Source organism: Arthrobacter subterraneus, assembly GCF_900099735.1.
GTDB lineage: Bacteria > Actinomycetota > Actinomycetes > Actinomycetales > Micrococcaceae > Arthrobacter_D > Arthrobacter_D subterraneus.
Window position 1 is genome coordinate 1 of sequence record NZ_FNDT01000025.1, and the last position, 25,760, is coordinate 25,760.

23 protein-coding genes, 2 pseudogenes and 3 riboswitches are annotated in these 25,760 nt (G+C 63.3%); of the genes and pseudogenes, 8 read left to right on the plus strand and 17 right to left on the minus strand.

Annotated features, from left to right (window positions below):
* The 3 genes and pseudogenes from BLS52_RS16355 to BLS52_RS16365 all read left to right on the plus strand — a co-directional run.
* Positions 1-503 (plus strand): annotated as a pseudogene (locus tag BLS52_RS16355) (integrase core domain-containing protein); the annotation flags it as partial.
* 170 nt (positions 504-673) lie between these two features.
* A riboswitch (cyclic di-AMP (ydaO/yuaA leader) is annotated at positions 674-847 on the plus strand.
* A gap of 89 nt (positions 848-936) precedes the next feature.
* Complete coding sequence (locus BLS52_RS16360) at positions 937-1,689, plus strand: NlpC/P60 family protein (protein WP_245702908.1); 753 nt, start codon at positions 937-939, stop codon at positions 1,687-1,689.
* Positions 1,690-2,653: 964 nt separating this feature from the next.
* Entirely contained in the window at positions 2,654-4,249 is a 1,596-nt protein-coding gene (locus BLS52_RS16365; RefSeq protein WP_245702909.1) for a multicopper oxidase family protein, read from the plus strand.
* 113 nt (positions 4,250-4,362) lie between these two features.
* Here BLS52_RS16365 and BLS52_RS16370 read toward each other — a convergent pair whose 3' ends face one another.
* The 3 genes from BLS52_RS16370 to BLS52_RS16380 form a co-directional block, all read right to left on the minus strand.
* Positions 4,363-5,223, minus strand: a complete 861-nt coding sequence (locus BLS52_RS16370; RefSeq protein ID WP_090588137.1) for a LysM peptidoglycan-binding domain-containing protein — start codon at positions 5,221-5,223, stop codon at positions 4,363-4,365.
* A gap of 2 nt (positions 5,224-5,225) precedes the next feature.
* Positions 5,226-5,393: riboswitch (cyclic di-AMP (ydaO/yuaA leader) on the minus strand.
* A 291-nt stretch (positions 5,394-5,684) separates the two neighbouring features.
* Positions 5,685-6,188, minus strand: coding sequence for a DUF3093 domain-containing protein (locus BLS52_RS16375; protein ID WP_245702910.1), 504 nt, complete (start codon positions 6,186-6,188; stop codon positions 5,685-5,687).
* 205 nt (positions 6,189-6,393) lie between these two features.
* On the minus strand, positions 6,394-7,773 hold the full coding sequence (locus tag BLS52_RS16380; RefSeq protein ID WP_090588140.1) for an alkaline phosphatase: 1,380 nt from the start codon (positions 7,771-7,773) through the stop codon (positions 6,394-6,396).
* A gap of 732 nt (positions 7,774-8,505) precedes the next feature.
* Positions 8,506-8,698: riboswitch (cyclic di-AMP (ydaO/yuaA leader) on the plus strand.
* Positions 8,699-8,845: 147 nt separating this feature from the next.
* Here BLS52_RS16380 and BLS52_RS18895 point away from each other — a divergent pair.
* From BLS52_RS18895 to BLS52_RS16395, 3 genes and pseudogenes are all read left to right on the plus strand, one after another.
* Complete coding sequence (locus BLS52_RS18895) at positions 8,846-9,514, plus strand: M23 family metallopeptidase (protein ID WP_245702911.1); 669 nt, start codon at positions 8,846-8,848, stop codon at positions 9,512-9,514.
* A gap of 53 nt (positions 9,515-9,567) precedes the next feature.
* Positions 9,568-10,266 (plus strand): copper resistance CopC family protein, encoded by a 699-nt coding sequence (locus BLS52_RS16390; protein ID WP_090588142.1) that lies wholly within the window; start codon positions 9,568-9,570, stop codon positions 10,264-10,266.
* A gap of 109 nt (positions 10,267-10,375) precedes the next feature.
* Positions 10,376-11,343, plus strand: a pseudogene (locus BLS52_RS16395) (IS481 family transposase).
* Here the strand turns inward: BLS52_RS16395 and BLS52_RS16400 are convergent.
* The 3 genes from BLS52_RS16400 to BLS52_RS16410 are packed head-to-tail and all read right to left on the minus strand — an operon-like array spanning position 11,340 to position 14,589.
* On the minus strand, positions 11,340-13,283 hold the full coding sequence (locus tag BLS52_RS16400; RefSeq protein ID WP_090588144.1) for a bifunctional copper resistance protein CopD/cytochrome c oxidase assembly protein: 1,944 nt from the start codon (positions 13,281-13,283) through the stop codon (positions 11,340-11,342). The pseudogene BLS52_RS16395 and the gene BLS52_RS16400 sit on opposite strands and share 4 nt — an antisense overlap.
* A 9-nt stretch (positions 13,284-13,292) precedes the next feature.
* Positions 13,293-14,267 (minus strand): cytochrome c oxidase assembly protein, encoded by a 975-nt coding sequence (locus BLS52_RS16405; RefSeq protein ID WP_090588146.1) that lies wholly within the window; start codon positions 14,265-14,267, stop codon positions 13,293-13,295.
* A complete protein-coding gene (locus BLS52_RS16410) occupies positions 14,260-14,589 on the minus strand; it encodes an ArsR/SmtB family transcription factor (RefSeq protein ID WP_090588148.1) in 330 nt (109 codons plus the stop codon). Before BLS52_RS16410 ends, BLS52_RS16405 begins: the two co-directional genes overlap by 8 nt.
* Before the next feature lie 54 nt (positions 14,590-14,643).
* Between BLS52_RS16410 and BLS52_RS16415 the strand changes: the two genes are divergently transcribed.
* Both BLS52_RS16415 and BLS52_RS16420 read left to right on the plus strand, forming a co-directional pair.
* Positions 14,644-15,564 carry a cation diffusion facilitator family transporter gene (locus BLS52_RS16415; RefSeq protein ID WP_090588150.1) on the plus strand — a complete coding sequence of 307 codons (921 nt, stop codon included), beginning with the start codon at positions 14,644-14,646 and terminating at the stop codon, positions 15,562-15,564.
* A gap of 55 nt (positions 15,565-15,619) precedes the next feature.
* Positions 15,620-16,303, plus strand: coding sequence for a DsbA family protein (locus BLS52_RS16420; RefSeq protein ID WP_090588151.1), 684 nt, complete (start codon positions 15,620-15,622; stop codon positions 16,301-16,303).
* A 22-nt stretch (positions 16,304-16,325) separates the two neighbouring features.
* On the opposite strand, the gene BLS52_RS16425 is transcribed toward BLS52_RS16420, so the two are convergent.
* The 11 genes from BLS52_RS16425 to resB all read right to left on the minus strand — a co-directional run bounded on the left by BLS52_RS16425 (position 16,326) and on the right by resB (position 25,608).
* Complete coding sequence (locus BLS52_RS16425; protein WP_090588153.1) at positions 16,326-17,576, minus strand: Nramp family divalent metal transporter; 1,251 nt, start codon at positions 17,574-17,576, stop codon at positions 16,326-16,328.
* 30 nt (positions 17,577-17,606) lie between these two features.
* A complete protein-coding gene (locus tag BLS52_RS16430; RefSeq protein ID WP_175460210.1) occupies positions 17,607-17,912 on the minus strand; it encodes a hypothetical protein in 306 nt (101 codons plus the stop codon).
* A 42-nt stretch (positions 17,913-17,954) separates the two neighbouring features.
* Positions 17,955-18,665, minus strand: coding sequence for a hypothetical protein (locus BLS52_RS16435; RefSeq protein ID WP_090588155.1), 711 nt, complete (start codon positions 18,663-18,665; stop codon positions 17,955-17,957).
* A 13-nt stretch (positions 18,666-18,678) separates the two neighbouring features.
* Positions 18,679-19,317: a thioredoxin-like domain-containing protein gene (locus tag BLS52_RS16440; RefSeq protein WP_090588156.1), complete on the minus strand. Its 639-nt coding sequence runs from the start codon at positions 19,315-19,317 to the stop codon at positions 18,679-18,681.
* Positions 19,318-19,385: 68 nt separating this feature from the next.
* Entirely contained in the window at positions 19,386-19,997 is a 612-nt protein-coding gene (locus BLS52_RS16445; RefSeq protein ID WP_090588158.1) for a DUF305 domain-containing protein, read from the minus strand.
* Positions 19,998-20,061: 64 nt separating this feature from the next.
* Entirely contained in the window at positions 20,062-20,748 is a 687-nt protein-coding gene (locus BLS52_RS16450; RefSeq protein WP_090588160.1) for a vitamin K epoxide reductase family protein, read from the minus strand.
* 7 nt (positions 20,749-20,755) lie between these two features.
* Positions 20,756-21,487 (minus strand): ZIP family metal transporter, encoded by a 732-nt coding sequence (locus BLS52_RS16455; RefSeq protein ID WP_090588162.1) that lies wholly within the window; start codon positions 21,485-21,487, stop codon positions 20,756-20,758.
* Positions 21,487-22,242: a cytochrome c biogenesis CcdA family protein gene (locus tag BLS52_RS16460; protein ID WP_090588180.1), complete on the minus strand. Its 756-nt coding sequence runs from the start codon at positions 22,240-22,242 to the stop codon at positions 21,487-21,489. Before BLS52_RS16460 ends, BLS52_RS16455 begins: the two co-directional genes overlap by 1 nt.
* Before the next feature lie 38 nt (positions 22,243-22,280).
* Positions 22,281-22,856: a TlpA family protein disulfide reductase gene (locus BLS52_RS16465; RefSeq protein WP_245702913.1), complete on the minus strand. Its 576-nt coding sequence runs from the start codon at positions 22,854-22,856 to the stop codon at positions 22,281-22,283.
* A gap of 98 nt (positions 22,857-22,954) precedes the next feature.
* On the minus strand, positions 22,955-23,992 hold the full coding sequence (gene ccsB / locus BLS52_RS16470) for a c-type cytochrome biogenesis protein CcsB (protein WP_090588166.1): 1,038 nt from the start codon (positions 23,990-23,992) through the stop codon (positions 22,955-22,957).
* Positions 23,989-25,608: a cytochrome c biogenesis protein ResB gene (gene resB / locus BLS52_RS16475; RefSeq protein WP_090588167.1), complete on the minus strand. Its 1,620-nt coding sequence runs from the start codon at positions 25,606-25,608 to the stop codon at positions 23,989-23,991. Before resB ends, ccsB begins: the two co-directional genes overlap by 4 nt.
* Between the last annotated feature and the right edge of the window lie 152 nt (positions 25,609-25,760).

Consider the following 25,760-nt stretch of genomic DNA (forward strand, 5'->3'; position numbering starts at 1 on the left):
CAGCGCAACCGCCGCCCCGGGTATCACTTCATTCACAACGCCGTCGACGATTACTCACGCTTTGCCTACTCCGAGATCCTCACCGATGAGAAGAAGGAAACCGTGGCCGCGTTCTGGAACCGCGCCAACACCTGGTTCGAGTCTCGCGGGATCACCGTCCAGCGAGTCCTGACCGATAACGGCAACGGGTACCGATCCCGTGCCTTCGCCGACGCCCACGGACCCCGCATCAAACACAAACGCACCCGACCGTACCGGCCTCAGACCAACGGTAAGGTCGAACGCTTCAACCGCACCATGCTCGACGAAAGGGCCTACGCCGCTCCTACACTTCAGAAGCGGACCGTGTCCCCGCGTTTCCGGCCTGGCTGCATCATTACAATCACCGAGGCCATCGAGGCCATCGAGGCCACACCTCATTCAAAGGTCAGCCACCAGCCAGCCGCGTCACCAAACTCCCAGGCAATACACCTAGACGCGACGCCTCTCCACCGGCCGGTTGATTAGATGCTTCTTCAGCGTTGCCACGTGGTCGAGGTGAGGTCGTGCGACTTGGGCGCCTTTTCGGGAGGCGCCGTGACCTTAATGTGACATTCAGTCGCGGTGACGGTACTGTCGTCAAAGTGCCTACACCTACTTTGGCACCTGTGCACGGTTTGCCGAGCTCTGCCACCGAGCGCACAGCCCGTTCGCGACACCGTTTGGCAGAGGCGGGGGAACCACTTTTGGACTTTGTTGCTCAGGGTCCTAGGGGTTAAGACGCACTTCTCGGGTAAGTACCGAGAAGCGTCCGGGTGACTCCCATCCGAATCCGACAGCTCACCTCGTAGGCACTGGGAGAGGTTATTCACTGTGTCCTACCGACGCGCTCAGGGCCGCCATCGTGCCCCGCAGGTCAACGCACATCCATTGACCGCTTTATCGCAAGCAGTTTCTTTGAACGCCGGATCGGCTGGCCGTCAGACAGCGGTCCTGCTCGCGGCGTCCGGTTTGGTATTGACGGCGGGAATGCCGGCCCACGCTACGGGACAGTCCGAGGAACGGGCACTGCGCAGCACAGAACTGACAGTCGCGCCGGTCCAGGCGGAAGTGACTGCCGCAGCCGGAGCTGACATTTCCTTTGAGCGGCAGGCTGTTTCGCCGGTGGCTGCCCCGAACGTCGAGGAAGCGCCCGCACCGGCGCAGCCCAGTATTGAAGCCCAGACGGCACAGAACAGCACCGTCAATCAGGTCAACGCTCCTGTGGTCGAGTCCGCCCAGGCGGCGCCCGCGGCACCGGAGCCTGCGCCGGCTGCATCGGCGACCGCTGCTGCACCGGCGGTGACTGAAACCGCACCTACGCCTAGGCCAGCGCCTGCAGCCAGTTCTTCTTCCAGCAGTGTTGGCGCTGCGCTGGTGGCGTCGGCGTACGCCCAGATGGGTGCCACTCAGGACTGCACGATCCTCGTCGAGGTTGCTCTGCGTTCGATCGGTAAATCCGTCGGCGACCTGGCACCCGAGCAGTTCTACCAGTATGGAACCGTCGTGGGCTCTCCTGTCCCCGGGGACCTGGTCATCCGGCCCGGGCACGTAGCTATCTACGTCGGGAACGGACAGGTCATCAGCAGCGGAATGAACGGCGTGAACGCGACCATCCTGCACCCCCTGTCAGACCTGGCGGGATCCTCCTTCGTGCGGGTCAGCGGCTAACACGGCGAATCCCTCCCAGCAATCGAAAGCGCCCCTCAAGGTGCCCGTGAGGGTATCCGGAGGGGCGCTTCGTCTTTTGACTGCCGTCACGCCGGGTAGGTTCTCCGCCCATTCGTCTTTCGCGGGCTCTTGCTGGACCGGCGGCAGGAACCGGCCGCTGCAGATAGGTTCAGCCCCCGGGGCGGGGCGGGTCATCTCCCAGGCAGCAATCCACACTGGGCAGTTGTGAAGGCTCGTACTGAACTGCCCTTGATAGCTGGAGGTACTGAACTTCTTCGATCCGACGCTTTTGGAATCCGGCGGCCCTTGGCTGTTCGACCGTTTTTCTTCCCTTGAGAATATAGACCCGGGTGAGACTGAAGCCCCATCGGAGTCAGCAGGCCCGCTGGCTGCCTTGGCGTGAGATCAGAGTTACAGGCGTCACCGGCCCAGCGGTTGTTACTTCGACGTTTCCGGTCAGGCGAAAATCAAGGTGAAGACCCGGGTAGTGGAAACTGCTAACAGTTTGGCTCCCGATCAACAGCACTCTTCCATGACAGGGAAGACACCATCGGAGCCTCCAACGACGACAGGCTCCCGAACAGACGGGAAAGTCAAAAGTCCACCTTTGCTTCTGCGGATGTGGCATGTTCGCGAGTGCGGCGCCGGAGGCGAACCGGGGGTCACCAACGTCTGACCCAAGGTGCAACCAGCCACTGGAATGCGTACGGCCCATTTGCCGGTGAGGACAGCGCTACGGTGCTTCAGGCTGGCTCGGCCCGGATCAGGTTTCTTCGCCAGAGTGTGAGCGCTGCCGCGTCTGTGCGGAGTTCCGAAAGTGCGCTGGGGTTCACAGGGTTTCCATAACGGCTACCGGGCATCGTTAGGAGACGTCGTTAGTCCGGAGAGGGAAATTATGTCTGTTTCACGACGTCAGGTGCTGCTTTTCGGTGGCTTAAGCGCTCTAGGGGTTGGAGCGCTCACGGTGCCCACTGGATCGGTGCAGGCGAAGTCAGCTAGTGCTCTGCCGGATGAGCAGATGCCGTTACCGTACCGGACCGGGTTCACGCAGGCTCCGGTCCTGAAACCCTACGCGGTGAGCCGGAATCCGGACGATTATGAAAAGAAGATCAATTACTACTCGGTTACGCAGGTCGCGGCGACCGCATCAATCCTGCCGAACAAAAACCTGCTCACGCAGATCCTTGGGTATAACGGCATTTTTCCGGGACCGACGATCAGAGTGGAACGGGGAACGAAGGCGTATCTGCGGGTCCGGAACCAGATGCCGGCAACCGATCCGCGGGCCGGGCATCTGCTCTATTCGTCGACACATCTGCACGGATCGGCTTCCCTGCCGCAGTTCGATGGGTATGCCAGCGATATTGTGCACACCCGCTTCGCCAAGGACTATGAGTATCCCAACGACCAGCCAGCCAGGACCCTTTGGTATCACGATCATGCCGTACATAACACGGCCCCGAACGTCTATTCCGGGTTGGTGGGCCAGTACCACATGCACGATGACCTCGAACGAGGCCTGCTTCCTCAAGGCAGGTTCGATGTGGCGGTAACGATCAGCGATGCCATGTTCGCGGAGAACGGGGAACTCGGTTACGACGATAACGACCAATCCGGAGTCTACGGTGACGTGATCCTGGTCAACGGCCGGCCGTGGCCGGTAATGCAAGTCCAACGACGTATCTACCGATTCCGTCTCCTCAACGGATGCGTGTCGCGCTCCTTCCGGCTCCGGCTCGACACCGGCGACCCAGTCCTGATGGTCGCCACCGACGGTGGACTCATGCCCCGGTCGCAGGAGGTCTCCCAGTGGCGGCACGCCAGCGGCGAACGCTACGAGATCCTGATTGACTTCCGCAACTACCAGCCCGGACAGCGGATTCAACTGATGAACCTGTCCAACGACAACAACGTCGACTACAACCACACCGATAAAATCATGGCTTTTGACGTCGTCGATTCCCCGGTCGACACCAGTGACCCGACCTGGAACACTCTTCCCATCGAGTTGGACCCGGGTAACGAAGTCATGGCGCTGAAGTCGAGCGACGCCTTGATCCGTCGTCACTTCAGGCTCAAGCGCGATGACCGCACCAACATGTGGACCATCGACGGTCAAACGTGGGCTGACGTAGTGGCCAGCAACTATCAACGGATCGTCGCCAACCCCGAACTGAACAGCACCGAGATCTGGGAATTCGAGAACTCCAGCGGCGGATGGTTCCACCCCATGCACGTCCATCTCGTGGACTTCAAAATTATCGGCGGTGAGAATCGTGCCAACTACGCCTACGAGCAGGGCCCGAAGGACGTCGTCTACGTTGGGGAGGGGGAAACTGCGCACTTACTCATGAAGTTCGGTCCGCACCGCGGCCGTTACATGATCCATTGCCACAATCTTCCGCACGAGGACCACGACATGATGGTCCAGTTCCGCGTCGGTACAGCCGCTCTCGAACCCTCGGAGAACGATCCCATGAAAGCCGGCCCGAGCCGTTTGGATGACGGTACGGCGCTGCCGCCCTTCCCTGACGCCTATGACTCGGTAGGCACCCCGTAAAGGCAGGACGCAGGGGACCCTTAGCGAACCGCCCCCTGCGTCACTGCCTGCCACTCCGAGCTTCATAGCCGCGCGTCCGGCGGCGCGCGAAGATCCGTTCGTTCGCCGCGGTGTTAGCTGCTGACCCGCACGAAGGAGGATCCCGCCAGGTCTGACAGGGGGTGCAGAATGGTCGCGTTCACGCCATTCATTCCGCTGCTGATGACTTGTCCGTTCCCGACGTAGATAGCTACGTGCCCGGGCCGGATGACCAGGTCCCCGGGGACAGGAGAGCCCACGACGGTTCCATACTGGTAGAACTGCTCGGGTGCCAGGTCGCCGACGGATTTACCGATCGAACGCAGCGCAACCTCGACGAGGATCGTGCAGTCCTGAGTGGCACCCATCTGGGCGTACGCCGACGCCACCAGCGCAGCGCCAACACTGCTTGCCGCCGCAGTGTTTGAGACCTGAGCCGGAGCGCGTTCAATGGTGCTCGCGGCGGTCGTGATGCCCATGGTGCTGGTTTCCACCCGCGCAGGTGCTGCCGGTGCCGTTACACCGCTTACGCCGGTGGCGGCACCTGTCAGGGCGATGAGGTCGCCGGGGTAGATGATGGATTCCCATCCCAACCCGTTGAGGGCGAAGATCGAGTCCAGGCTCACACCGTAGGAGGCCGCGATTTTTCCGAGGGTGTCACCTGATTGAACCGTGTGCGTGGCGCCCACCGTTGGTACTGCTGCTACAGGAGCAGCCGCACCCACCGTCTGGGTGACGGCGATGACCGGGAGTTGCTGCGGTGTCGTTGTGGAGGGGGCGCTGGTCGCTCCGGCGTTGGCCGGTAACGTTGACCCGAGCATCAGACCGGATACAGCAACGGCTACCGCTGCCGGGCGTCCTACTGTGCTAACCCCCGACGAAGCCGCTTTGGCAACGTTGCGCAGAGGGTTGGTCGGGGCGGCGCGGTGGCGCGCGGTATGGCGGGTTTTTGACATGATGAGCCTCTCCCTATGCCTGCGAAGTTAGCTGTCGGATTCGGATGGGAGTCACCCGGGCGTACTGCAGCAACCAAGTATGTGCGGCTTCCGCCTTAACCCCTAGGGCTTTCTTTCGGAACCCCGTTCGTCGGTTCCCCCGCCTCTGCCGTGTTCTGTATAGGACGGACCTCCCGCAGCGACAGAGTTAGGCAATCTGCTGGAGGGGTGTCACCCGTATCGAGGCCAAGACACCGCGAGGATCATATCCGTCCTACCCGGTGTCTGTCACATTTCAATAACGGCAGGATGAAGGAGGCCTCGAACGTTTCGGGCAGGAACACCATCGAGAAGCTGGTGAGGTCGGTATTCCAATGCAGGCTCGGCCCATCGCCCTGTTCTCGGAATTGGTTTCAGATTCGATTCTTCAGTTTGTTTTTTCCCGATCGTCAAAACGGGATTCTCCGGCCACGTTGAAGGCGTCAACCGTCCCTCTGTTCCGGTACAGCACTTTCGCCGCTTAAAGCTTCGCCGCTTACGGCATTGACGAGTTTGGTCGGATGTCTGGTCGATACCAGCCAGTACGGGGTGGGGTCTTCTTCATCGTCTATATCGATCCGCACCACGGGGTCGATCCAGCCCCGGATGCATAGATACGCCAAGGCGTTCAGCGCAGGCCCGCGCTGGTGGGTGGCCTCCTTATTCCTATAGGAACGCGCCGTACCCAGGTAGGTCCGGTCGATATGGGCACGACCCACTTTCAATGTGCTGGCAGTCACAGTGATCCGCGGGGTTGACAGGATCAGGAGAGCGGCAACGATGACAAAGATCGTGATGCAGGCGATGATTCCGGTGAGCATGCTGATCGGCGCGAAGACCAGAATGGATGCTCCTGCCACTCCTGTGACTAGCACCCACACAAACGGCGTCGGCCACAGCCGTTCGTCGTAAAGGATTGCATCGGGTGGTGCGGGAGCTTCGGACATGACCAATAGCTTGCCACACCACTGCATGTTCCCGTCCCCGTCTGCTCATCGATTGCTTTGGGGCGGATTTATCACGCCGCTCTGCCGCAGAGTGGGCCAGCTGCCGGTGACTGGCGGCTAGGGCGCCACGTCACCGGCAACTGCATGCCCGCAACAGGCACAACTCCAGCCTAACTTATCGTTTACTGGTGCGGATCCTTGCTTGTCAGGGCAGGTTGAGTGCAGTGGTGATGATGTCGAAGATATCGGTCTGGTCGATCAGGGCTGGAAGGTTCCCGGCGCCAGGACCGAAGGCCAGTAGCGGCACGGTTGAGCCGGTGTGGTCCTGGGATTTGGTGGTGGGAGAGGTAGCGTAATTGAGCTTCATCGGCTGTCCATCGGCAGTGGTGAGCGTAGCCGTTGCCCCGGGGGAATCGGTGTCGCCGGCAGGGATGATCTGGCTTGTGTGGCTGTGGTCGGCGGTCACCAGGACCGTGGTGTTGCCCTCGGCTTCGGCATAATCCAGGGCGACCTGCACCGCCCGGTCGAAAGCGACAGTCTCACCGATCTGGGCGCAGGGGTTGGCGGCATGGTCCTGCTTGTCGATGGAAGCGCCCTCAACTTGAAGGAAGAATCCTGGCTGGCCCTTGGCGGCACCGTTGTTTCCTTGACTACGATCGAGCAGGTCCAGCGCCTGGTCGGTCATCTCATCGACGGTGGGGATCTCGTCAGTGAACTCGGGGTTGGCCTCACAGGTTACGTCGACACCACCGGGGGCAGCTTGAGCGCCGGTCAGTTCAGTGGGCAAGTGGCCTCCGGCAAACAGTCCGAGCACTGGCAGCTGCGCTTCAGCAAGGTTGTCAGCATCGCGCATGACGTTGTAGCCACGGGCGGCCGCTGACTCAGCGACCGTCTGGCCAGCGAACTCGCCGGCCAGAATGTTCTGGTCGTAACGGTCCGCTCCGCCTCCCAGGAGCACGTCGACCCCCAGATCAATGGACTGCTCTGCTATCGAACCCGGACCGCCATTTTCGGTAGCGTCCTGCGGGCAGTCCCTCGTGGTCTGCGCCGGTCCTTCGCATCCGCGCTTGGCTACGTGCGCCATAGCTCCGGCCGGGGTGGCATCGGTGAGGCGGGCAGTGCTCACGTTACCGATGAGCATCCCGGCCTCCTGCGCCATCTCCATACTCGTCGGTACATCCTCGTCAGCCGCAGCGGTGGTGGAAATCCTTCCGTTGCTGGTCTTCACTCCCGTTGACCAGGCGGTGGAAGTGGCTGCGGAATCGGCCACGTAATTCGGTGCCGCCGGTTCTGTTTCCTGAACCGAGTAGGTGGTGACGGTGCTGCGATCAGGCATTGCATCCATCTTCAGTCGACCAGCGGCACCGTATTCGTAGTTGCGCGCCGCTGACAGTTCAAAGTCCCCCATGCCGTCACCGACGAGCAGAATCACATTGCGCGCCCTGTCCTGACCGGTGCCGGCCTGTTGCGCCTCCGAGGGGCCCGCCATGGCTGCCGGAAGTACCATCCCGGCAGCGACCGTCGAGGCGGCCACCCCCGCAGCCCCGCTTAGGTAGAGGGAACGCCTGATTTGTTTCGATCTCATCGCATGTGGTCTTTCTGTAGTCTCACCGGTTACCAGGTCCGGGCGCCATCATGGTGCCCCACCCTCCAGGAGGGTACGGACCTCAGGTGGCAGACAAGTGACAGGAAAGTGAACAGCTGCGAAGCTCGCCTGATCGTGTTCAGAGTCCATCAGGGCTGGCGTGGTAACCCCAACGCACCTCGCAGGCGCAGTCCCTTCTGTTCCTGGTAATGGCCTAACCTGCCGCCGCTGACAGAACTTCGGCGGGCACCCGGGACTTCCGGCAGGCACCCGGGCAGGATTTCATGAAAGAAAACATCCCGATTCGCCGGGGCATTCGTAGCCGGGAGGAGTCGTCCGGAATGGAAGTCACCACCAACCCTTGACCGGGTAAACAGGACCCCGAACCAGGGTATCTAAAGCGGTGAAAACCGATTGGGCGAACACCAACGACAATGGCGGAAGCGTAGCCGGGAGCGGGCAGCACAGTGGGATGACCGGCACAGTGGGATGACCGGCACCGCACTATGTCCGCTGCTGTCACCATCCGATCTGTCCGGTGACCGGTCATTAGAGGCCGCCTGTTTCGCTCGCTCGGGAGGTGTTGCTCCGGTCGGCTTTTCCGCGCGTGAAGGGCTATCTTGCAGGCAGGAGGTCCCGCTGCAATTGAGTCCCACTCTCAAAAGATTACGGAATTGTAACTATACAGCCGTCCCTGTAGAGTGAATTCGTCGCCGCGATCGGTTGGCGACGCTGGTTTCAACGCCTAACCCTGCCGGGAATCCAGCCGCCGTTACGTAACCCGGCAGGGGTGGAGGACCCACTTCTTGTGGTGGCCATTGTGCTGCCTTGGGGTGAAGCCGTTCCAGTATTTTAAACTGAAACGGCCGGGCCGATTCCTTGCCCGAATCCGACAGCTAACTTCAGCGGCGTTCGGAAAGGAATCTTCTTGTCATCACACAAGGCCGCCGGCCGCCGCCGTGCGGAACCAGCGCCTCATGGCCGACGGGCGGCGGAGCGCCGCCCGAAGCATGGCCGACGGGCGGCAGGCCCAGCCACCGCAACCAATAGCAGGTGGATAAAACCTACAGCGATGGTGTTGGGTGCAGCCGGGCTGCTCAGCGGCGTGATCCTCCCCGCCCAGGGAAGCGCCAGCATGGAGCCAGCCATCCAAGCCAGACCCACGCCCCCCAAGCAGGTCACGGCTGACCCCGAAGCGGAGGTCACGTTTAGCCGTAGCGCTGTTGCGGCTGTCCCCGCGTCAGGTTCCGGAACGGTCGATTCTCCTATGCTGGCCGCGGGTTCGGTTGAGAACGAAACGCGTGAACCCACTGCGGAGGCTCCCATCGAGGAGGATTCCGAACCCGTTGTCGGAGCACGGTTTACCGCCCCGCTCGGTTCTATGGCCACGACATCGAGTTTTGGGTACCGCTTGAGCCCGCTGACCGGTGCTGGCGAATTGCATACCGGGCTTGACCTGGTCGCCTCCTGCACCACCGAGGTTCTCGCCGCACAGGGCGGCACGGTCGTCGAAGCCGGCTGGAGCCCCTACGGGGGAGGAAACCGAATCGTCATCGATCACGGCAACGGGCTGAAGACCACCTATAACCATCTGTCCGTCATCACGGTCAGCACCGGGCAGGCGGTGGGCCAGGGCGAGATGATCGCGAATGCGGGAACCACAGGGAACTCCACCGGATGCCACCTCCATTTCGAGGTCATGATCAACGACACGGTGGTTGATCCCACCCAGTGGCTCTGATTGTTTCAGCCGCGCTGACCCTTTCCACCGTCCGCTATTACCCGAGGAGAGTCATGCACGTACCCAAACCACCCATCACCCTACACACCCGTCGTCCCCGAACACCGGGCCTTCGAAGGGCGCTGCTGGGCATCCTCGCCGCCACAATGATCGGGCTAATCGGAACACCGGCAGCCATTGCGCATGACTCGCTGATTGGGACCGCCCCGGAGGAAGGCCAGGTCATCGATACGGCGCCGGAGACCATCACCATCACCCTCTCCGAAGCGCCCTTGGAATCCTCCGGACTGGAGCTGAGCCGGATACAGATCACCGGACCGGACAATAACCCGGTTGAGGCAACACCGGTCACTCTGGAGGGGAACGTCATGTCCGCCCCGGCCACCATTGACGCCCCCGGCGTGTACAGCGTGGCGTGGCGGACCGTTTCCTCCGACGGGCACCCGATCGAGGGCGTCTTCGAGTTCACCTACGAACCGGCCAGCTCGACACCGACTGAGGGGCCCTCCGCCAGCGCATCGGCAGCCGAAAGTGCGGAGCCGACGCCGACAGCGGACGCCAGCCCAAGCGCGAGTGAAGAGGAGGATCCGGTTGCCGAGCCGGCATCCGAGGATACAGAGAGTTCCGGGGGCGTTAGTTGGTTGCTGCCGATCGTGATCGCGGTGATCCTGGTCGCCGGCGCCGCAGCGTTCATGATCGGGCACCGCCAAGCCGTCAAAGCAGACGCACGTGAGGACGGTACGGAGGGCTAGCTGTATTGACCACAGAGGTTAGTGACGGTGGGCGTGGCTTGGTGACATGAAGAAGACCTCCGGGTGAAGTGGGGCTTGTCTAGGGCATCCACTAACCAGGAGGTCTTCAATGTCCCACCCTAACGCCCTGCTCACCCCGAAGGGCCGGCTGTTACTGGCTCAGTGTGTTGTTGATGATGGTTGGCCGCTGCGCCGGGCCGCGGAACGGTTCCACTTCTCCGTGACCACTGCTGCACGCTGGGCACGCCGGTACCGCCAGCACGGATCCGCCGGGATGATGGACGTTTCCAGCCGGCCCCGTCATTGTCCGCGTCGGACGCCGGCCCGTACGGAGCGCCGGATCATCGCGATCCGAGTCAACCGGCGGTGGGGACCGGCACGGATCGGGTACCACCTCGGGGTGCATCCCTCGACCGTGCACCGGGTCCTGACACGGTACGGCCTGGCCAGGTTGTGCTGGCTGGACCGTGCCACCGGCCGGGTGATCCGCCGCTATGAGCACACCGCCCCGGGGGACCTGGTGCACGTGGACATAAGAAGCTCGGGCGGATCCCCGACGGCGGCGGTCACCGCGCCGTGGGCAGGGCCACCGGGACGGCGAACAAGACCCGCACCGCAGCCAACCGGCGTCCGGGCTATCACTACCTGCATAACGCGGTCGATGACCACTCACGGCTGGCCTACACCGAGATCCTCAACGATGAACGCAAAGACACCGCAGCAGGGTTCTGGGAACGCGCCCGGGCCTACTTCGCATCCTGCGGGATCACCGTTACACGGGTGCTGACCGATAACGGCTCCTGCTACCGGTCCCGGGCCTTCGCTGCAGCCCTCGGAGACGGTGTGAAGCACAAACGCACCCGCCCATACCGGCCGCAAACCAACGGTAAAGTCGAACGCGACAACCGCACCCTGCTCGATGAATGGGCCTACGCCCGCCCCTACATCTCAGAAGCAGACCGGGTCACCGCTTTCCCGGCCTGGCTCCATCATTACAATCATCACCGAGGCCACACCTCACTCAAAGGTCAGCCACCAGCCAGTCGCGTCACCAACCTCTCAGGGCAATACAGCTAGCGGCCCACTGAGGCGGTTGTGGGTGTCTGCCGCTGCTGCCGGCGGATGAGGATGATCGCCGATGCCAGCAGCGGTGCGCCGCCGGCCACAAGAACCACCACTGAAGCAGCCAGTCGCTGATCCTCCGCCAGCGAGGGACCCCAGCTGCGTTCAGCGTTGCTGAACCAATCCGCGTGGAGCGGTTCCGGGGATACTGCCAGGAAGGCCGCTGCGGCGAGGGTCACGGACAGTGCGGCCAGCACCGGGGCGAGACTTCCGCGGGTCATCCGGGGAGTCACCCGGTGAAAAAGTGAACCGAAGAAGACCAGTCCGAGGCAGAGCAGATAGCCGTTGGTCAGTTGCAGGGAGAGCTGGTTGGCGGTGATCGTGGTGAAGAGTCCGGTGCCATAGACCAGGAGCAGGGAGCCCAGGAGGGCAGCAGCAGCGTAGAAGGGTGTCTCCCGCCGCGTCAGGAGCGGGTGGTTGGCGGCCTGCAGCGCCCATTCGCGCACACCGGTACTGCCACCGTCCGGCACTGGCACTGGCACTGTTATCTGGAGGAGCTGTACCGGGCGGGCGGAGACCAGCAGCAACGGCACGACCAGTCCCAGGGTCAGCAACATTGTCAGGTGGGCGCTGAGCAGCACCAGCCCATAGACAGCCGGTGCCCCCGAGGTGGCGTAGACCAGCAGGCCCAGCCCGGTCAGCCAGCAGAGGATCCGGCGCTTCGGCCACTGCACACCCGACGATGATGCCGTGCGGACCGCTGCCAGGTAACCCCAGGCGGCAACGACCGCGAGGCTCACCCAGAAGAGGTCCCAGCGCCACTGGGTGAATGCGGTGAACGCGGAGAGCTCGGGCGGGAGGGGGTATCCGGTGAGGATTTCGGTTTCGGTGATGTCCGGTTCGGGTCGTTGGGGGACCGGCGGTGGTGTCCGTCCCAGGACAGCGGCTATTCCCATCACACCTGCCATGATCGTCGCTTCGGTGCCGATGAGCTTCCAGGCCATGTTCTTCCGGCCCGCCGCGGTAATCCGTGTCCTGTGCAGGTACCCGATAATGCCGAGCACGATTGTGGCCAGGGTTTTGAGGATGATCAGCGCCCCATACGGTGAGAGAAGACCCTGGATGCTTTCGACGCGCAGGACGGTATTAATCACTCCGGAGACAAACACCAGGGCGAACGCAGCGCCGGCGAGGACGGAGAACCGGGCGAAAATCCTGACGGTTTCCTTCGTGGAGGCAGTGGGGTTGTTGGAGGGGAGGACATCCCAGAGCAGCCCCAGGACGATGACCCCACCGACCCAGAGACTGACCCCGAGCAGGTGCAGACTCAGCGCGCTGACTCCGGCGCTGTGGTCGGTGCTGCCGGCGGCGTGCCCGATGCTCGACAGCGGTACTACGGCGAAGGCAGCCAGCACGCCTGTCAGGATGAATCCGATGCGGCTCTGGACGGCGAAGAAGAGGGTGGCGGTCAGCGCCGCAATGATCATCACGCCTAACCAGGCTCGGCCGCTGGGTATGTTCACCATGTAGAACTCCAACTGCCGGGTGAAGGCCTCATCCGTCGATAGGGGACTGCCGATCGTGTCGGCATAACCGAGGATGAGCACCGCCGCGGCCGAGAAGGTCCAGATGAGCCCCGCAACCGTGCCCACCGACAGGACACGATTCAGCGCCGGCGGCCACGGCTGGGGCGTCGTCGCCGCCCGCCGGGCGGGCCAGGGAAGGATCACCGTGAGATACACCAGGGCGGCCAACACCACTGAGAGGGCAAGGTAATGGACCATGGTGGCAACTGGCAGCGCCCAACGGACGACTCCGCCGGGGTCGGCCACGGCCCGCGGCTCCGCGGACCCGGAGAACAGCAGCGCCGCTGCTGTGATAGCCAAAGCGATCACCATCCCGGCGGCAAGGACGAGGTTTCGTTGAGCCGGTTGGCGGCTTTTCCCCGCGGTCATGAGAGCCTCTTAGCTGCGATGGGCGCGGTCGGCACGGTCATTGAGTCGGGAGATGTATGCGTTGTAGGCATCCAGTTCCGGCGTCCCGTTTGTTTCGGCGTGCCGGTCAGCGGCGACGGCTTGCCGTGCATCATCGCGCTGCCAACGGACCAGGATGAACAACACGATCAGCACCGATGGCAGCTCACCGTAGGACCAGGCCAACCCGCCGGCGATGCCCTGATCGGTTATCGGATCCACCTCCCAGGAAGCGGGAAGCACAGCGAAGAAGTCGACGACCGGGGTGGTGGCCATCATGATGATCACCCCGAAAAAGGCGTGTAACGGCATTTCGGCGAAAATATCGACGAACCGGCCGAAATGGGTCTGCCGAATCGGCAGAGGGTCGGTGGAAATCAGCGGTACAGTGAACAGCACCCCGGCGGCCAGGAAGAGTACCTCGAGGCTTACGTGCCCGTACCAGCTCGGAAGGAGCTGATCGGCCAGGTCACTGAGGTAAACCCCATAGAAACTGATCAGGAACAGCGGAATCATGAAGCCCGGGTGCAGTGCAATCCGGCTGATCCGCGACCGTAATCCGGCGTGCGCCAGCCGCAGGACCAGCCGCCCCGGGCCCCAATGGGGGGTTGCCCGCAGCAGCAAGGTGCCGGGCCGTCCCAGAATCAGCAGGGGCGGCACCGCCATCATCAGCGTCAGTTGCTGGAACATGAACACGGAGAACATCCGCAGCCCATAGCCTTCGATGCCCGCCCCCATGACCACCGCGATGACCAGGCACCCGGACAAGAATGTCAGCGTGCGCCATACCGGCCACTTCCGGCGCGCGGACCAGAGCCGGACTGCACCGGCCAGATACAGCAGTGCCAGCAGCGCGGCGATGGCCGGGATCAGCGGAATCGGCTGCAGAGTGGGAGCGAGGAAGGTTTCAAGCGAGGGAGGAGCGGTGGGAATCCACACCGGACCCTCCACTGCCGGTTCATCCACCGGCTATGGTTTCCTGGTTATGGCACAGAGTCGTGTCGGTGACCAGGACCACTTCGAGCAGGTCACCGAGCGCGTGAGCCAGGCGGGGATCGGCCAGCTCGTAACGGGCTTTACGGCCCTCCGGGGTGGAAACCACCAGGCCGCAGCCGCGCAGGCAGGTCAGGTGATTCGACATACTCTGGCGCGAGACGTCCAGAATGTCGGCCAGGACGGCCGGATAATTCGGTCCGGACCGCAGCGCCAGGAGGATCCGCGCACGGGTCGGGTCGGACAGGGCATATCCGAACTTCGCCAGTACCTGCCCGGTTGTCAGCGATTCCATGGATATCAGAGTACACCCAGCCTTGAGTTCAGCGTTTCCTGTATCATTTTCGGTATGCATAACCATAGCCATGAACCTGACACGGGCGCCCCGACGCATCGCCGGCCGATCGCGATCGCGCTGGCCATTACGCTGAGCGTTTTCGTGTTCCAGGTCTTCGGGGCATGGTTGACCGGCAGCCTGGCGCTGCTCTTTGACTCGGCGCACGTTTTCACCGATGCCGGGGGACTGGCGATGGCATTGACCGCGGCCACCCTGGCGTTGCGCCCTGCCACGGCGAAGCGGTCCTGGGGGTTCCGGCGTGCCGAGGTCGTGGCCGCGATGGTCCAGGCAGGGATCCTGATGGCGGTGGGGACCTATGTTCTGATTGAGGGAATCCAACGTCTCATCACCCCAGCCGAGGTTGCCTCCGAGCAGATGGTGATTTTCGGGGTGATCGGGTTGGCCGGCAACATCGCCGCGCTATTCGTGCTGTCTAGGAGCAGGTCGGCCAACTTCAACCTTCGGGCGGCGTTCCTGGAGGTCCTCAATGACGCGTTGGGCTCGGTTGCGGTGATCGTCGCGGCGGTGATCATCACCCTGACCGGTTGGGTCCGGGCCGATGCGATCGTTGCAATGCTGATAGGGGCGCTGATCCTGCCCCGCACGATCAAACTCCTCCGGGAGACTGTGCACGTGCTGTTGGAGGGCACCCCGCCGGGCGTTGATCCGGCGCAGATCCGTGAACACATCCTGGGGATGCCAGGGGTCGTGGAGGTGCACGACCTGCACGTCACCCAGATCGCCACCGGCCTGCCGGTTCTGACCGCGCACGTTGTGCTGGCCGATGAGGTCGTCGCCGGAGGCGGGACACATGAGGTGCTGGACCGGTTGCAGGAGTGCGTCTCCACCCATTTCAGGACGGGTATCGAGCACTCGACGTTCCAGATCGAACCGGCCGGCCACCGCGCTCATGAGCACCATCTAGCGCACTGACCCGTAGACCCCCTGTCATCCGCAAAAATACTGCCAGTAAGGAAACCCCCTCCCGATGAGTTCTACCTCTATGAAGCCCGGCACCTCCAGGGCACAACGCACCGTGTGGATTGTGATTGGCGTCGCCGTCCTGGCGATGGTGCTCACCATGGTGATAGCCAGCATGGTCCAGGCCGACAAACAGGAGACCCTGGCGGTCGACGCCGGTGGAGCGCAGGTGGTGCGAGAGGACAGCCGGATTATTTCCCAGGCACCGCAGGAGAAGGCGGTATTGGTTGAGTTCCTGGACTTCGAGTGCGAGGCGTGCCGCGCGGCGAAGCCCTTCGTCGATGATCTGAAGGAAGAATATGGCCAGAACCTCACCATCGTCGCCCGCTACTTCCCGCTTCCCGGACACATGAACTCGATGAACGCGGCACTGGCTGTCGAAGCCGCCGCGCAGCAGGGACAGTTCGTTCCGATGCTGGACAGGATGTATGAAACCCAGGCGGACTGGGGTGAGGCCAGCGAGTCCAAGGCCGAAGTGTTCCGGGATTTCGCGCAGGAACTTGGCCTGGACATGGTGACCTTCGATGCGGCTGTAGCGGACCCGCAGACCCGGGAACGTATTGAGCGTGACGTCGCGGATGGAACAGCCTTGCAGGTCACCGGAACGCCGACTTTTTTCCTGGACGGTGAGCTGGTCGACGTGGCAACCCTGGAGGAGTTCCGTTCCGTGATTGCGGACAGTGTCGAGTAGGCCGGACGGTAACAGGCGCCGTCTACCCGGCCCCGGTAAAAGTCAACACCAGCAGGGCAACGTTCAAGGCGATGATTAGTCCTGCACTGACATAGCTACAGATACTCAACGCCTTGGAGTTGACATGGTCGCCCATCAGCCTCCGGTCGGCCGAGGCGCGGACCAACGGGACCAACGCGAACGGTATACCCATACTTAGGACCACCTGGCTGAGCACCAGCGCCATGGTCGGCTCGATACCGCCGGCAAGGATGGCCAGGGCCGGCAGCAGGGTGGTGACTCTGCGCACCCAGAGTCTGACCCGGATCCGCAGCAGGCCCTCCATAATGACGGCCCCGGCATAAGAACCCACCGAGGTGGAGGCCAGCCCCGAGGCGAGCAGCCCGATGGCGAAAGCGGCGGCCACGACAGGGCCCAGGCTCTGCCCGATCGCCGAGTAGGCGCCTTCGATGGTTTCAGTCCCCTCCACCCCGCGCAGGCTGCTGGCGGCGGCGAGAAGCATGGCGATATTGACAGTGCCGGCCAGGGCGAGGGCGGCAATGACGTCGACCCGCGCGGCACGGATCAGCCGGCGCAGGTGCGATGGCGGATGCCCGGTCCCGTGGCGGTGAACGGAGAGCGCTGAATGTAGGTAGATGGCGTGCGGCATGACGGTGGCACCGAGCATGCTGGCGGCCAGCAGGACGGTATCGGTTCCTTCCAGCCGGGGCACCAGCCCGCCCAGTGCCGGACCGGCCGCCGGCGGGTTCGCAAGAACCCCGGCGGTGAACCCCGCGGCGATGACGGCCAGGAGGACCAGAATGGTCCGTTCAAAAAGGTGCTGCCGGTTCCTGGTTTGCAGGGACAGCAGCAGCATGGACGCTGCTCCCATGATGAGTCCGCCCAGGAGCAGGGGGGTCCCGAAGAGCAGGTTCAGCGCCAGCGCTCCGCCGATAACCTCCGCCACATCGGTGGCGGCGGCAACCACCTCGGCCTGGACCCAGAAGGCCCGGCGACGGCCCGCGGGAAGTTTCCCTCCGATCAGTTCAGGCAGCGACCGGCCGGTGACCAGACCGAGCTTCGCGGACTGGTATTGGATCAGAACCGCCATCAGGTTGGCGGCTACCAGCACCCACACCAGCAGGTACCCGTACCGTGCGCCGGCGGTGAGGTTCGCCGCTACGTTGCCGGGATCGACGTAGGCTACCGACGCCACAAACGCCGGTCCCAGCAGGAGCACACCCCGCAGCGGGAAGACACGGCGGTCCCGCCCTTGTAGAAAAGTTTTCGGCATGCCTAAATACTAGGCCATGGTGAGCCGAAATTAGTTATAGCTCTCAGGTCCGGCTTCTACGCGGGGCGTTGGGGTGTGCGCGGCACCGACCGCACGGGGTGCCGGCACGGTACCGGTCTGGGTGCGCTGCAATTCTTCTTCGGCCTGCGCCCGGTAGCGGACCCTGCGGACGCGACCCACCATGGAGCGCATCAGGAGGATCACGGCGATCACCATGAACAACGTCATGAGAAACCCCAGCAGGCCGGGGGTGACCTGGCTGGGATCCAGGCCAGGGCGCAGCTGGCCCTCATCCGGGGCTGGTACCAGCGCAAACACTGAAGCGATTAGCAACATCGTGGGTTTCCTTCGTACTGTCTCGGTGAGTGTAAGGAGTTGTCATGGTTGATTCGGGTCTTGTCGCAGCTGTTGTCGCAGTTGTTGCCGTAGCCGGTGGCGCGCCACTGTGCCGGCGGCGACGCTCAGCATGGTGACCAGGGCTGAGGTGGAGCCCACCCAGAAGAGCACACCGGCTGTCGCCCCGAGCCGGAATGGTTCGCCGAAAAAAACTTCCCACCAGATTGCGGACGTTGCCAGCAGCCAGGAGAGCGCAGCGAAACCGGCCGCCCACATGTAGGGTTGGGCGCCCTTCCGGCGGCCATTGCCGGCAAAACCGACTGCCAGCAGGGCCAGCCCGGCCAAGGTTACAACTGCCCCCCAGGCGGCGAGCTGGCCCAGCAGCGCTCCGAACAGGATCAGCAGCGCGGCGATGAGCACTATCCGGCGGTGGCGCAGGGGCATGCGGACCGGTGCGTTGAAGGCCGCCTGCCCGAGCGCTGTCCTGATCTCCGGCTGCTGCGGAACCTTCGGATCGGGAAGGCCCAAACCTGAGACATATACCTGTCCAGCATCATTTGGCCCGACTTCATGTCCGTCTATCAGTAACATCGGGCTGCCGGGGAAGATCCCGTGGGAAGCGCCCTCGGCGGCCCGAACCCTGGTGAACATGATGTGTTCCTGCGGGGCCACATCCTCCAGGGCGTCCTCGGCAGCTTCCCGCAGCGGCTGCGCTGCCGGGCAGCCGTCGGTGTATCGGAGTTCGATGCGCATTGCCCGGTACCCGCTACGCGTCGACGCCGCCGGTGCAGGGGGCTCCCGCTTCGGGGGTCTGCGGCCCCTGCACGTACTTGGCTAGGAAGGTCTCCAGGCGTGGATCTTCGGGGTCTTCGACGGCCAGCTGGGTTCCCCAGGCGGTGGCCGTCACCGCGCTCTCCTGGCCCTCCACTGGGCTCAGCAGCACGTAACTGCGCTCACCCACCAGCTCCGTTAACGCTTCAACGCCTGCCGGATCAAGATCCGCCCGGTAACTGATCCAGGCCGCACCGTGTTCGAGGGTATGTACCGCGCGGGTCTCACTGATGGGTTCGGTGTAGACACCGCAGTTGGTCCACACCGGTGCGTGATCACCGCCCGCGCCGGGAGACTGGGGGTAATCGACCGGTGTTTCGGTGTGGTTACGGGAGAGATCCTCGAAGGTCTGCACCCCGTCGATGGGTGCTTCGGCCGCCGCGGTCAGCGCCGCGTCCTGACGGATTTCATCGACGATGACGAAGGTCACCGCCGCCGCGATGGCGGCAGCCAGCAGGAGCACCGTACCATACACCGCGATGTTCTTGCGCCGTTCCGCGGTCTTCTGCTGCACCTGGATAGCCTGTAGCCGGGCCTGCCGGTCACGGTTTGCTAGCTTGTTCCGTTTATTCATGATTGCTCTTTTCAATGGCTTGAGGGATTATTCGGACAGCGGGTTGTTAGGAGGGGCCCGGGACTGGTCTAAGGGGACTGCAGCAGGGCGTTCATCGCGTCTATTTCCGAGGATTGGGAGGTGATGAGCTTGCCGGCAAGGTCGCGCACCTGGTCCGTGGTGGCGGTCTCCAGTGCCGCCTGGGCCATCTGTACGCCACCGCGGTGATGATCGATCATCAGTTCCAGATAGAGCCGCTCCGCCTCGTCCCCTTGAGAGTCCCGGAGCCGATCGAGGTCTTCTGCGCTGGCCATGCCGGGCATGGACATCTGGTCCTCACCCGTCCCGGCAGGGCTCATCTGATGCTCCGGCATCCATTGCATGGGCGTCCCGGACCCGGTTTGCGGTAGCCCCCAATCCTGGAGCCAGGCGAACATCTGACCGATCTGCTGCTGCTGCGTCAGCGCGATGTCGTAGGCCAGGGCACGGACCGGCTCGGTATCCGTGCGGTCCAGGACAAGCATTGACATTTCCACTGCCTGGGCGTGGTGGCGCTGCATATCGCGGGCGAACCCAGCGTCGGCGCTGGCATCACCGGGCTCCGGGCTTCCTGCAAGGAGGCGGCCGCCGATGACACCGACCGCCAGCAACAGGATAGCGGCCAGCACGGCGATCGTGATGTGGGCTGGTTTGAGTTTCATTTCACTTTCTTCGTAAGGGCAGGGCACGACAGGTGGGTTATTCGGCCGATTGGGTTGTGGTCGCTTATCGGATGAAGACGGGCAGGAACCGGAAGAACACGGAGGCGGCGGCCGCCACCCAGGTCAGCCCAACGATGGTCCATGCCCAGTCCGCGACACCTTGCACAACGGCTGGCGGGGCTTTGATGCTCCCGTGGACCAGGTTGCGGATGGTGAGGAGGATGAACAGGGGGCTCATCATGGCCCAGACGATCATGCAGTAGATGCAGAGAATGTAGATGTCGTATAGGGCCTGGCTCCACAACCAGACCACGAAGGCGAAGCCGGCCGTGACCCCTGCCTGCAATCCCATCCAGTACCACCGGCCGAGCCGTGCTCCGGAGAGCAGTACCATGCCAGTGGTGATGACGATGGCGAACGCGACGACACCGATCAGCGGGTTGGGGAAGCCGAACAGCGAGGCCTGCCAGGTCTTGAACACCTGCCCGCAGGAAATCCAGGGGTTGACGTCGCAGCTGGTCACGTGGCCGGGATCCTCATAGGCGGCGAGCCGTTCCAGGACCAGGACCGCCGATGCGGTCCATCCCACGGAACCTGTGAGCAGCAGCAGGAGCGCGAAGGGGCCGTGCCGGGCGAAACGCGGCGTACTGGCATCCTGGCGGTCGTGCAACTGGAGGAAAGAAAGGTGGAAGTGTTGGCTCACCGGGCGTCTTTCAGCAGTAGAGGAAGGTGGTGTGGTCGGTCGTGTCATCTTGGGGTTAGCCCAGGTAGACGGTGATCAGGGCGAAGAGCGCGAATCCGGCGGTGAGGAAGACCGGGTCGAGCAGGCTGGTGTCACCTTCGTGGGCTTCTTCGATCATTTCTTCGACCACGACGCTGGTCAGGGCGCCGCCGGTGAGGGCAAGTACCGACAGGGTGATGATCTCCGGGGCGTTCTGCAGGGCGAAGTAGCCGATTGTCGCGCCGAGCAGGATCGGCAGGGTGAAGCTGAGCGCCATCAGGATGCGGGTGCGGCGGGGGACGCCGGCGCGTCTGAGTGAGGCTCCGGCGGCGAAGCCCTCCGGAAGGTCCGCTGGGACCTGGCCCAGGGCGAGCAGGAAACCCAATGAGGGGTTCAGGACGGTCGCGGTGCCGATCATGACTCCGTCGCTGAACAGGTCCAGGGAGACACCGGAGAAGATGGCCAGCGGCCCGGCGGTTTCCTTTCCGGTGCCAAGGCGGACACGGATGAACCCGATAGCCCGTTCGATGCCGATGAAGAACACTCCACCGGCGACGAAGGCGAGGATCGGGATCCAGGGCGGGTTGCCGGTGAGGGCTTCGGGCATCAGCTCGAGCCCGACGACGGCCAGGACGGTCCCGGCCGCGAGGTGTAGTGCCAGGCTGAGGACCCGTTCGGAGACCTTGAACAGTTCCGCTGCGATCCCGCCGAGGAAGTTCCCGGCTGCAGGAAGGGCCGCCAGGGCCAGCACGAGGGTGAATCCTTGCATCAGATTGGCATCCTTATGTCGTTGGCGAACCAGTCCTGTAGTTGGGTGACCCAGGAGCCCCAGACCCCGGAGACCATGAGCAGTCCCAATCCGACGAGTATGGCACCGCCGGTGCGTTGCAGGGCCGCCCGGTGGTCCCGGAAGAAGGACAGGGCGCCCATGCCGCGGCGGGCGCCGAGGGCAATCAGTAGGAAGGGCACCCCCAGCCCGAGGCAGTAGAAGAAGGTCAGCAGAGCCCCCTTGGCGGCACCGGAACCGTCGCTGAAGGCCAGCAGCTGGACAGCTGAGAGGGTGGGCCCGATACACGGGGCCCACCCCAAGCCGAAGGTGACTCCCAGCAGTGGGGCTCCCCAGAGCCCGGGCGGAGCTTTGGTGTGGAGTTTCGCGTCCCGCTGGAACCAGGACAACCCACCCAGGAAGATCACGCCCATCAGGACCACGATCACCCCCAGGGCCTGGGTGATCCAGGCCTGCTCGGAGCTTTGCAGCCACGCCCCGAGCTGCCCGAAAATCGCACCGACGGCCATGAACACCACGGAGAAGCCCAGCACGAACAGCCCGATCCCGGCGAACATCCGCCCGCGGCGCTGCTTTTCCAGGTCCACACCGGTCAGCCCGGTCACATAACCCAGATAGCCAGGGACCAGCGGGAGAACGCACGGGGACGCGAAGGACACCAGCCCGGCCAGTACCGCAACCGGCACCGCCAGGACGAGGGAGCCGGTCAGGACGGTCTCGGCGAACGGGTTGCCCACCGCCGCTGGCGCACCGTAAACCACCGCCGTATGCAGGATCACTGTTCGGCTACCGCGTCGGTGATCAGTGCGTCCAGGGTGCTTTTCTCGGCCAGGCCGATGATGCGCCCAGCCACCCTGCCCTGCCGGTCCAGCACCAGGGTGGTCGGCACCGCCTGTGCCGGCACATAGTCGCTCATTGCCAGCAGCACCGCCCCGTCGGTGTCATCGATACTTGGATAGGTGGTTCCGAAGGTGCGTTCGAACGCATCCGCGGTCGGCTGCTCATCGCGGATGTTCACCCCGATGAACTGGACCCCGGATGGTTGATGCTTCTCATACAACGCCTGTAGATCCGGTGCCTCCACCCGACACGGCGCGCACGCGGCATACCAGACGTTGAGCACAGTCACCTGGCCCTTGAAGTCTTCAGAATCCACCACCGTGCCGTCGTAGAAGGTGCCGGTCAGCGCGACCGGTTCGCCCCTGGACTCCGGGGTGTATTCGGTGACTGACCCGTCACCGGCGATGTAGTTCTCGTTATCTCCGGCGTTCGCCTGCTCAGCCAGGGTGTCGGTGGAGGCGCATCCGGTAAGGCCCAGGGACAGGGTCAGGCTGGCCGCGAGTAGCTTCAAAGGCGCTCCAGGGAATTTTATCGACGTCCGATGCGGCAGAGGGGGCACGGTGTTTTCCTTTCCTGAACCTTCCTGGGTCCTGCAGGTTCCGGTGTGCATCACAGGCCGGAGTAGGAGTGGAGTCCGGAGAAGTAGACGTTGACGATGGTGAAGTTGAAGATGACGCAGAGGTAGCCGGTGATGGAGAGCCATGCTGCGCGGGTTCCTTCCCAGCCGCGGGTTGCTCTGGCGTGGAGGTATCCGGCGTAGATGACCCAGATGACGAATGTCCACACTTCTTTGGTGTCCCATCCCCAGTAGCGTCCCCAGGCGGCTTCAGCCCAGATCGCGCCGGCCATGAGCGTGAAGGTCCAGAAGATGAACCCAATGCCGTTGAGTCGGTAGGCGAGCTGCTCAAGGGCTGCAGGAGCGGGTACGAGCCGAAGAAACCCTGCGGATTCGGGGTCCTTCGCCCTTTTCTGGTACCGGGTTTTGATCAGTTGTAGTACGGAGAGGCTGAACGTGAGGGTGAAGATGGCTGATGCGAGGACGGCGATGGAGACGTGGATGATCAGCCAGTAGCTTTGCAGTGCGGGGATGAGTTGGGTGACGGGTGTGGGGTAGGCGATGGCTCCGGCCATCAGCATGATGAGTGTCAGCCCGGTGATCAGGGTGCCCAGGAAGCGCAGGTCCTGGAAGATGAGGCTGATGAGGAACACTGCCATGACGAGCATTGCGCCGGTGGTGGTGAATTCGTACATGTTGCCCCAGGGGACCCGGGCTGCGGCGACGCCGCGGGTGATGACGCCGGCGAGGTGGATGATGAGCCCGACGATGCTTACGGCGACAGCGATCCGGGCGGCGGGCCGCCGGAGGGGGGTGTATCCGATGCCGGTGTGGTCCGTTGTGTTCGGGCCGGTTTCGGTGGGGTGGGAGCCGCCATGGGACCACCTGATTCCCGGTGCTCCGGTGCCGGTGCCGGCGGCGGCGGCGGACGCCGGTTCGAGGGTGTGGGCTGGTGCTGTTGTCACGGTGGGGAGTTTCCGTGCCCGCATGAGGTCTGCTGTGAAGGCGAGGAAGGCGACGGTGTAGGTCAGCGCGGCGAGCAGCATGAACAGTTCGCTGTAGTCGCCGAGTGCTTCATTGATCGGGGTCATTGTCTGCTACCTGCCTTCTCGTGTTGGTTCCTGTCATACGAAGCGCTCCAGTGTGTTGTGAGGAGGCCTCCGATTTTGAGTGCTTCCTTGTCCAGCCCGTGGTCCTTGCCCCTGGCGAGCAGGGCATACTCGACCAGGGTCTGCCCGTCGGCGTTTTCGGTGGCTCGCACCCAGGCCCTGCGCCGGGGGATGCATAGTGTTGCCACCAGACCTATGAGTGCCAGTGAGGTGGAGATGAGCGCCATGGTTTTGCCCGGATCGAAGATGATATCCAGTGCTACGTAGCGCTTGAGGCCGTCAAAGGTGATCGATCCTTTGCCCTGGGGGAGGTCGTAGGTTTGGTAGGCGCCCAGCACGATGCCCCCGTCGGAGGTGTTTCGCCCGTTGAGCTGGGTGAGGTTGGTGGTGTCCAGCTGGTACACGTTCCGCGGTGTGCCGTCGTTGAGCCCGAGATCCCCGTAGTAGGAGTTCAGGTTTAGCTGGGGGTTGAACGGGTCGGGATCTGATCCGAAGGCCACGCCGTTTTCGTCGACCACCGCTGTGGGTAGGAAGAACCCGACGAAACCGAGCTGGTCGGGTTGCGCGTCCGGGGCTTTGATCACGATGGTGGAGTTATAGGTGGCATCCTGCGGCAGGGCCGGCACCGGTCCCTGGTACGCGATGTTGCCGTTACCGTCGCGGACCGTGACCACCGGGGCATAACCATTGCCGATCAGGTAAACGTTGGTGCCGCCGAAACCGATCGGTTCGTTCACCCGCAACGTCTCGTTCCGGGGTTCAACTCCGGGGCGCTCCTGAACGGTCATGGAGCCGGTGAAATCTATGGGGTTGCCGTAGTTGGTTTCCCTGCGGTCGAACGTGACGTCGAAATCGTCCAGGGTGAGGGAAAACGGCACCAGCCAGTCAGTGTCGAAGTTCGTGCCCGGGAAGAAGGAGTCATAGGCGATTTCGGTATTGGTGAACCCCTCGTCCTCGATGACGAGCTTTTGTCCCCGGTACCCGAACAGCCCCCCGACGGCCACAGCGATGAGCACCCCGATCAGGGAGACATGGAACAGCAGGTTCCCTGCTTCCTTCAGGTACCCCCGTTCGGCGGCCACAGATGGACTCGCCGTCTCGATGTCGCGCAGCTGCACCCGGTACCCTCGCCGGCGCAGAAGGACCGCTGCGTCCTGCACCGCAACCTCCGGGTCGATGTCACTGGAGGGTAGGAGCAGCGTCCCGTACTGGGGCATCCGGGAAAGCCTGCGCGGGGTGATCGGCGGCTGGGACCTCATGTGTTTCCAGTACACCGCTGCCCTGGGAATCACGCAGCCAATCAACGAGATAAACAACAGCAGGTAGATCGCCGAGAACCACACTGATGAATACACGTCGAAGAACTGGAACCGGTCCAGCCACGGGCCAACCTCAGGATTATCCACAAGGTACTGAGTAACCACCGCCGGATTCGCCGGACGCTGCGGAAACAGCGACCCCGGAACAGCCGCCACCGCCAGCAACAGCAACAGCTGCAACGCCGTACGCATACTAGTCAACTGACGCCACGCCCACCGGAGCATTTCTACGGCAGTGAGCGAGACCGGCGGTGTCTTAGCCTTAGCGCTAGAAGCCATCAGCAGGTGATCCCGTAACGGCAACACTGGCCAGGGGTTGGCTGTGATCGAACTGGCCGACGGGGTCTGTATCGTCTCCGAAGACCTGCACCCACGCTCGTACCGGCCCGGTGAGGGCGGACCAACGGTCAGCCAAAAAATGATTTCCAGTC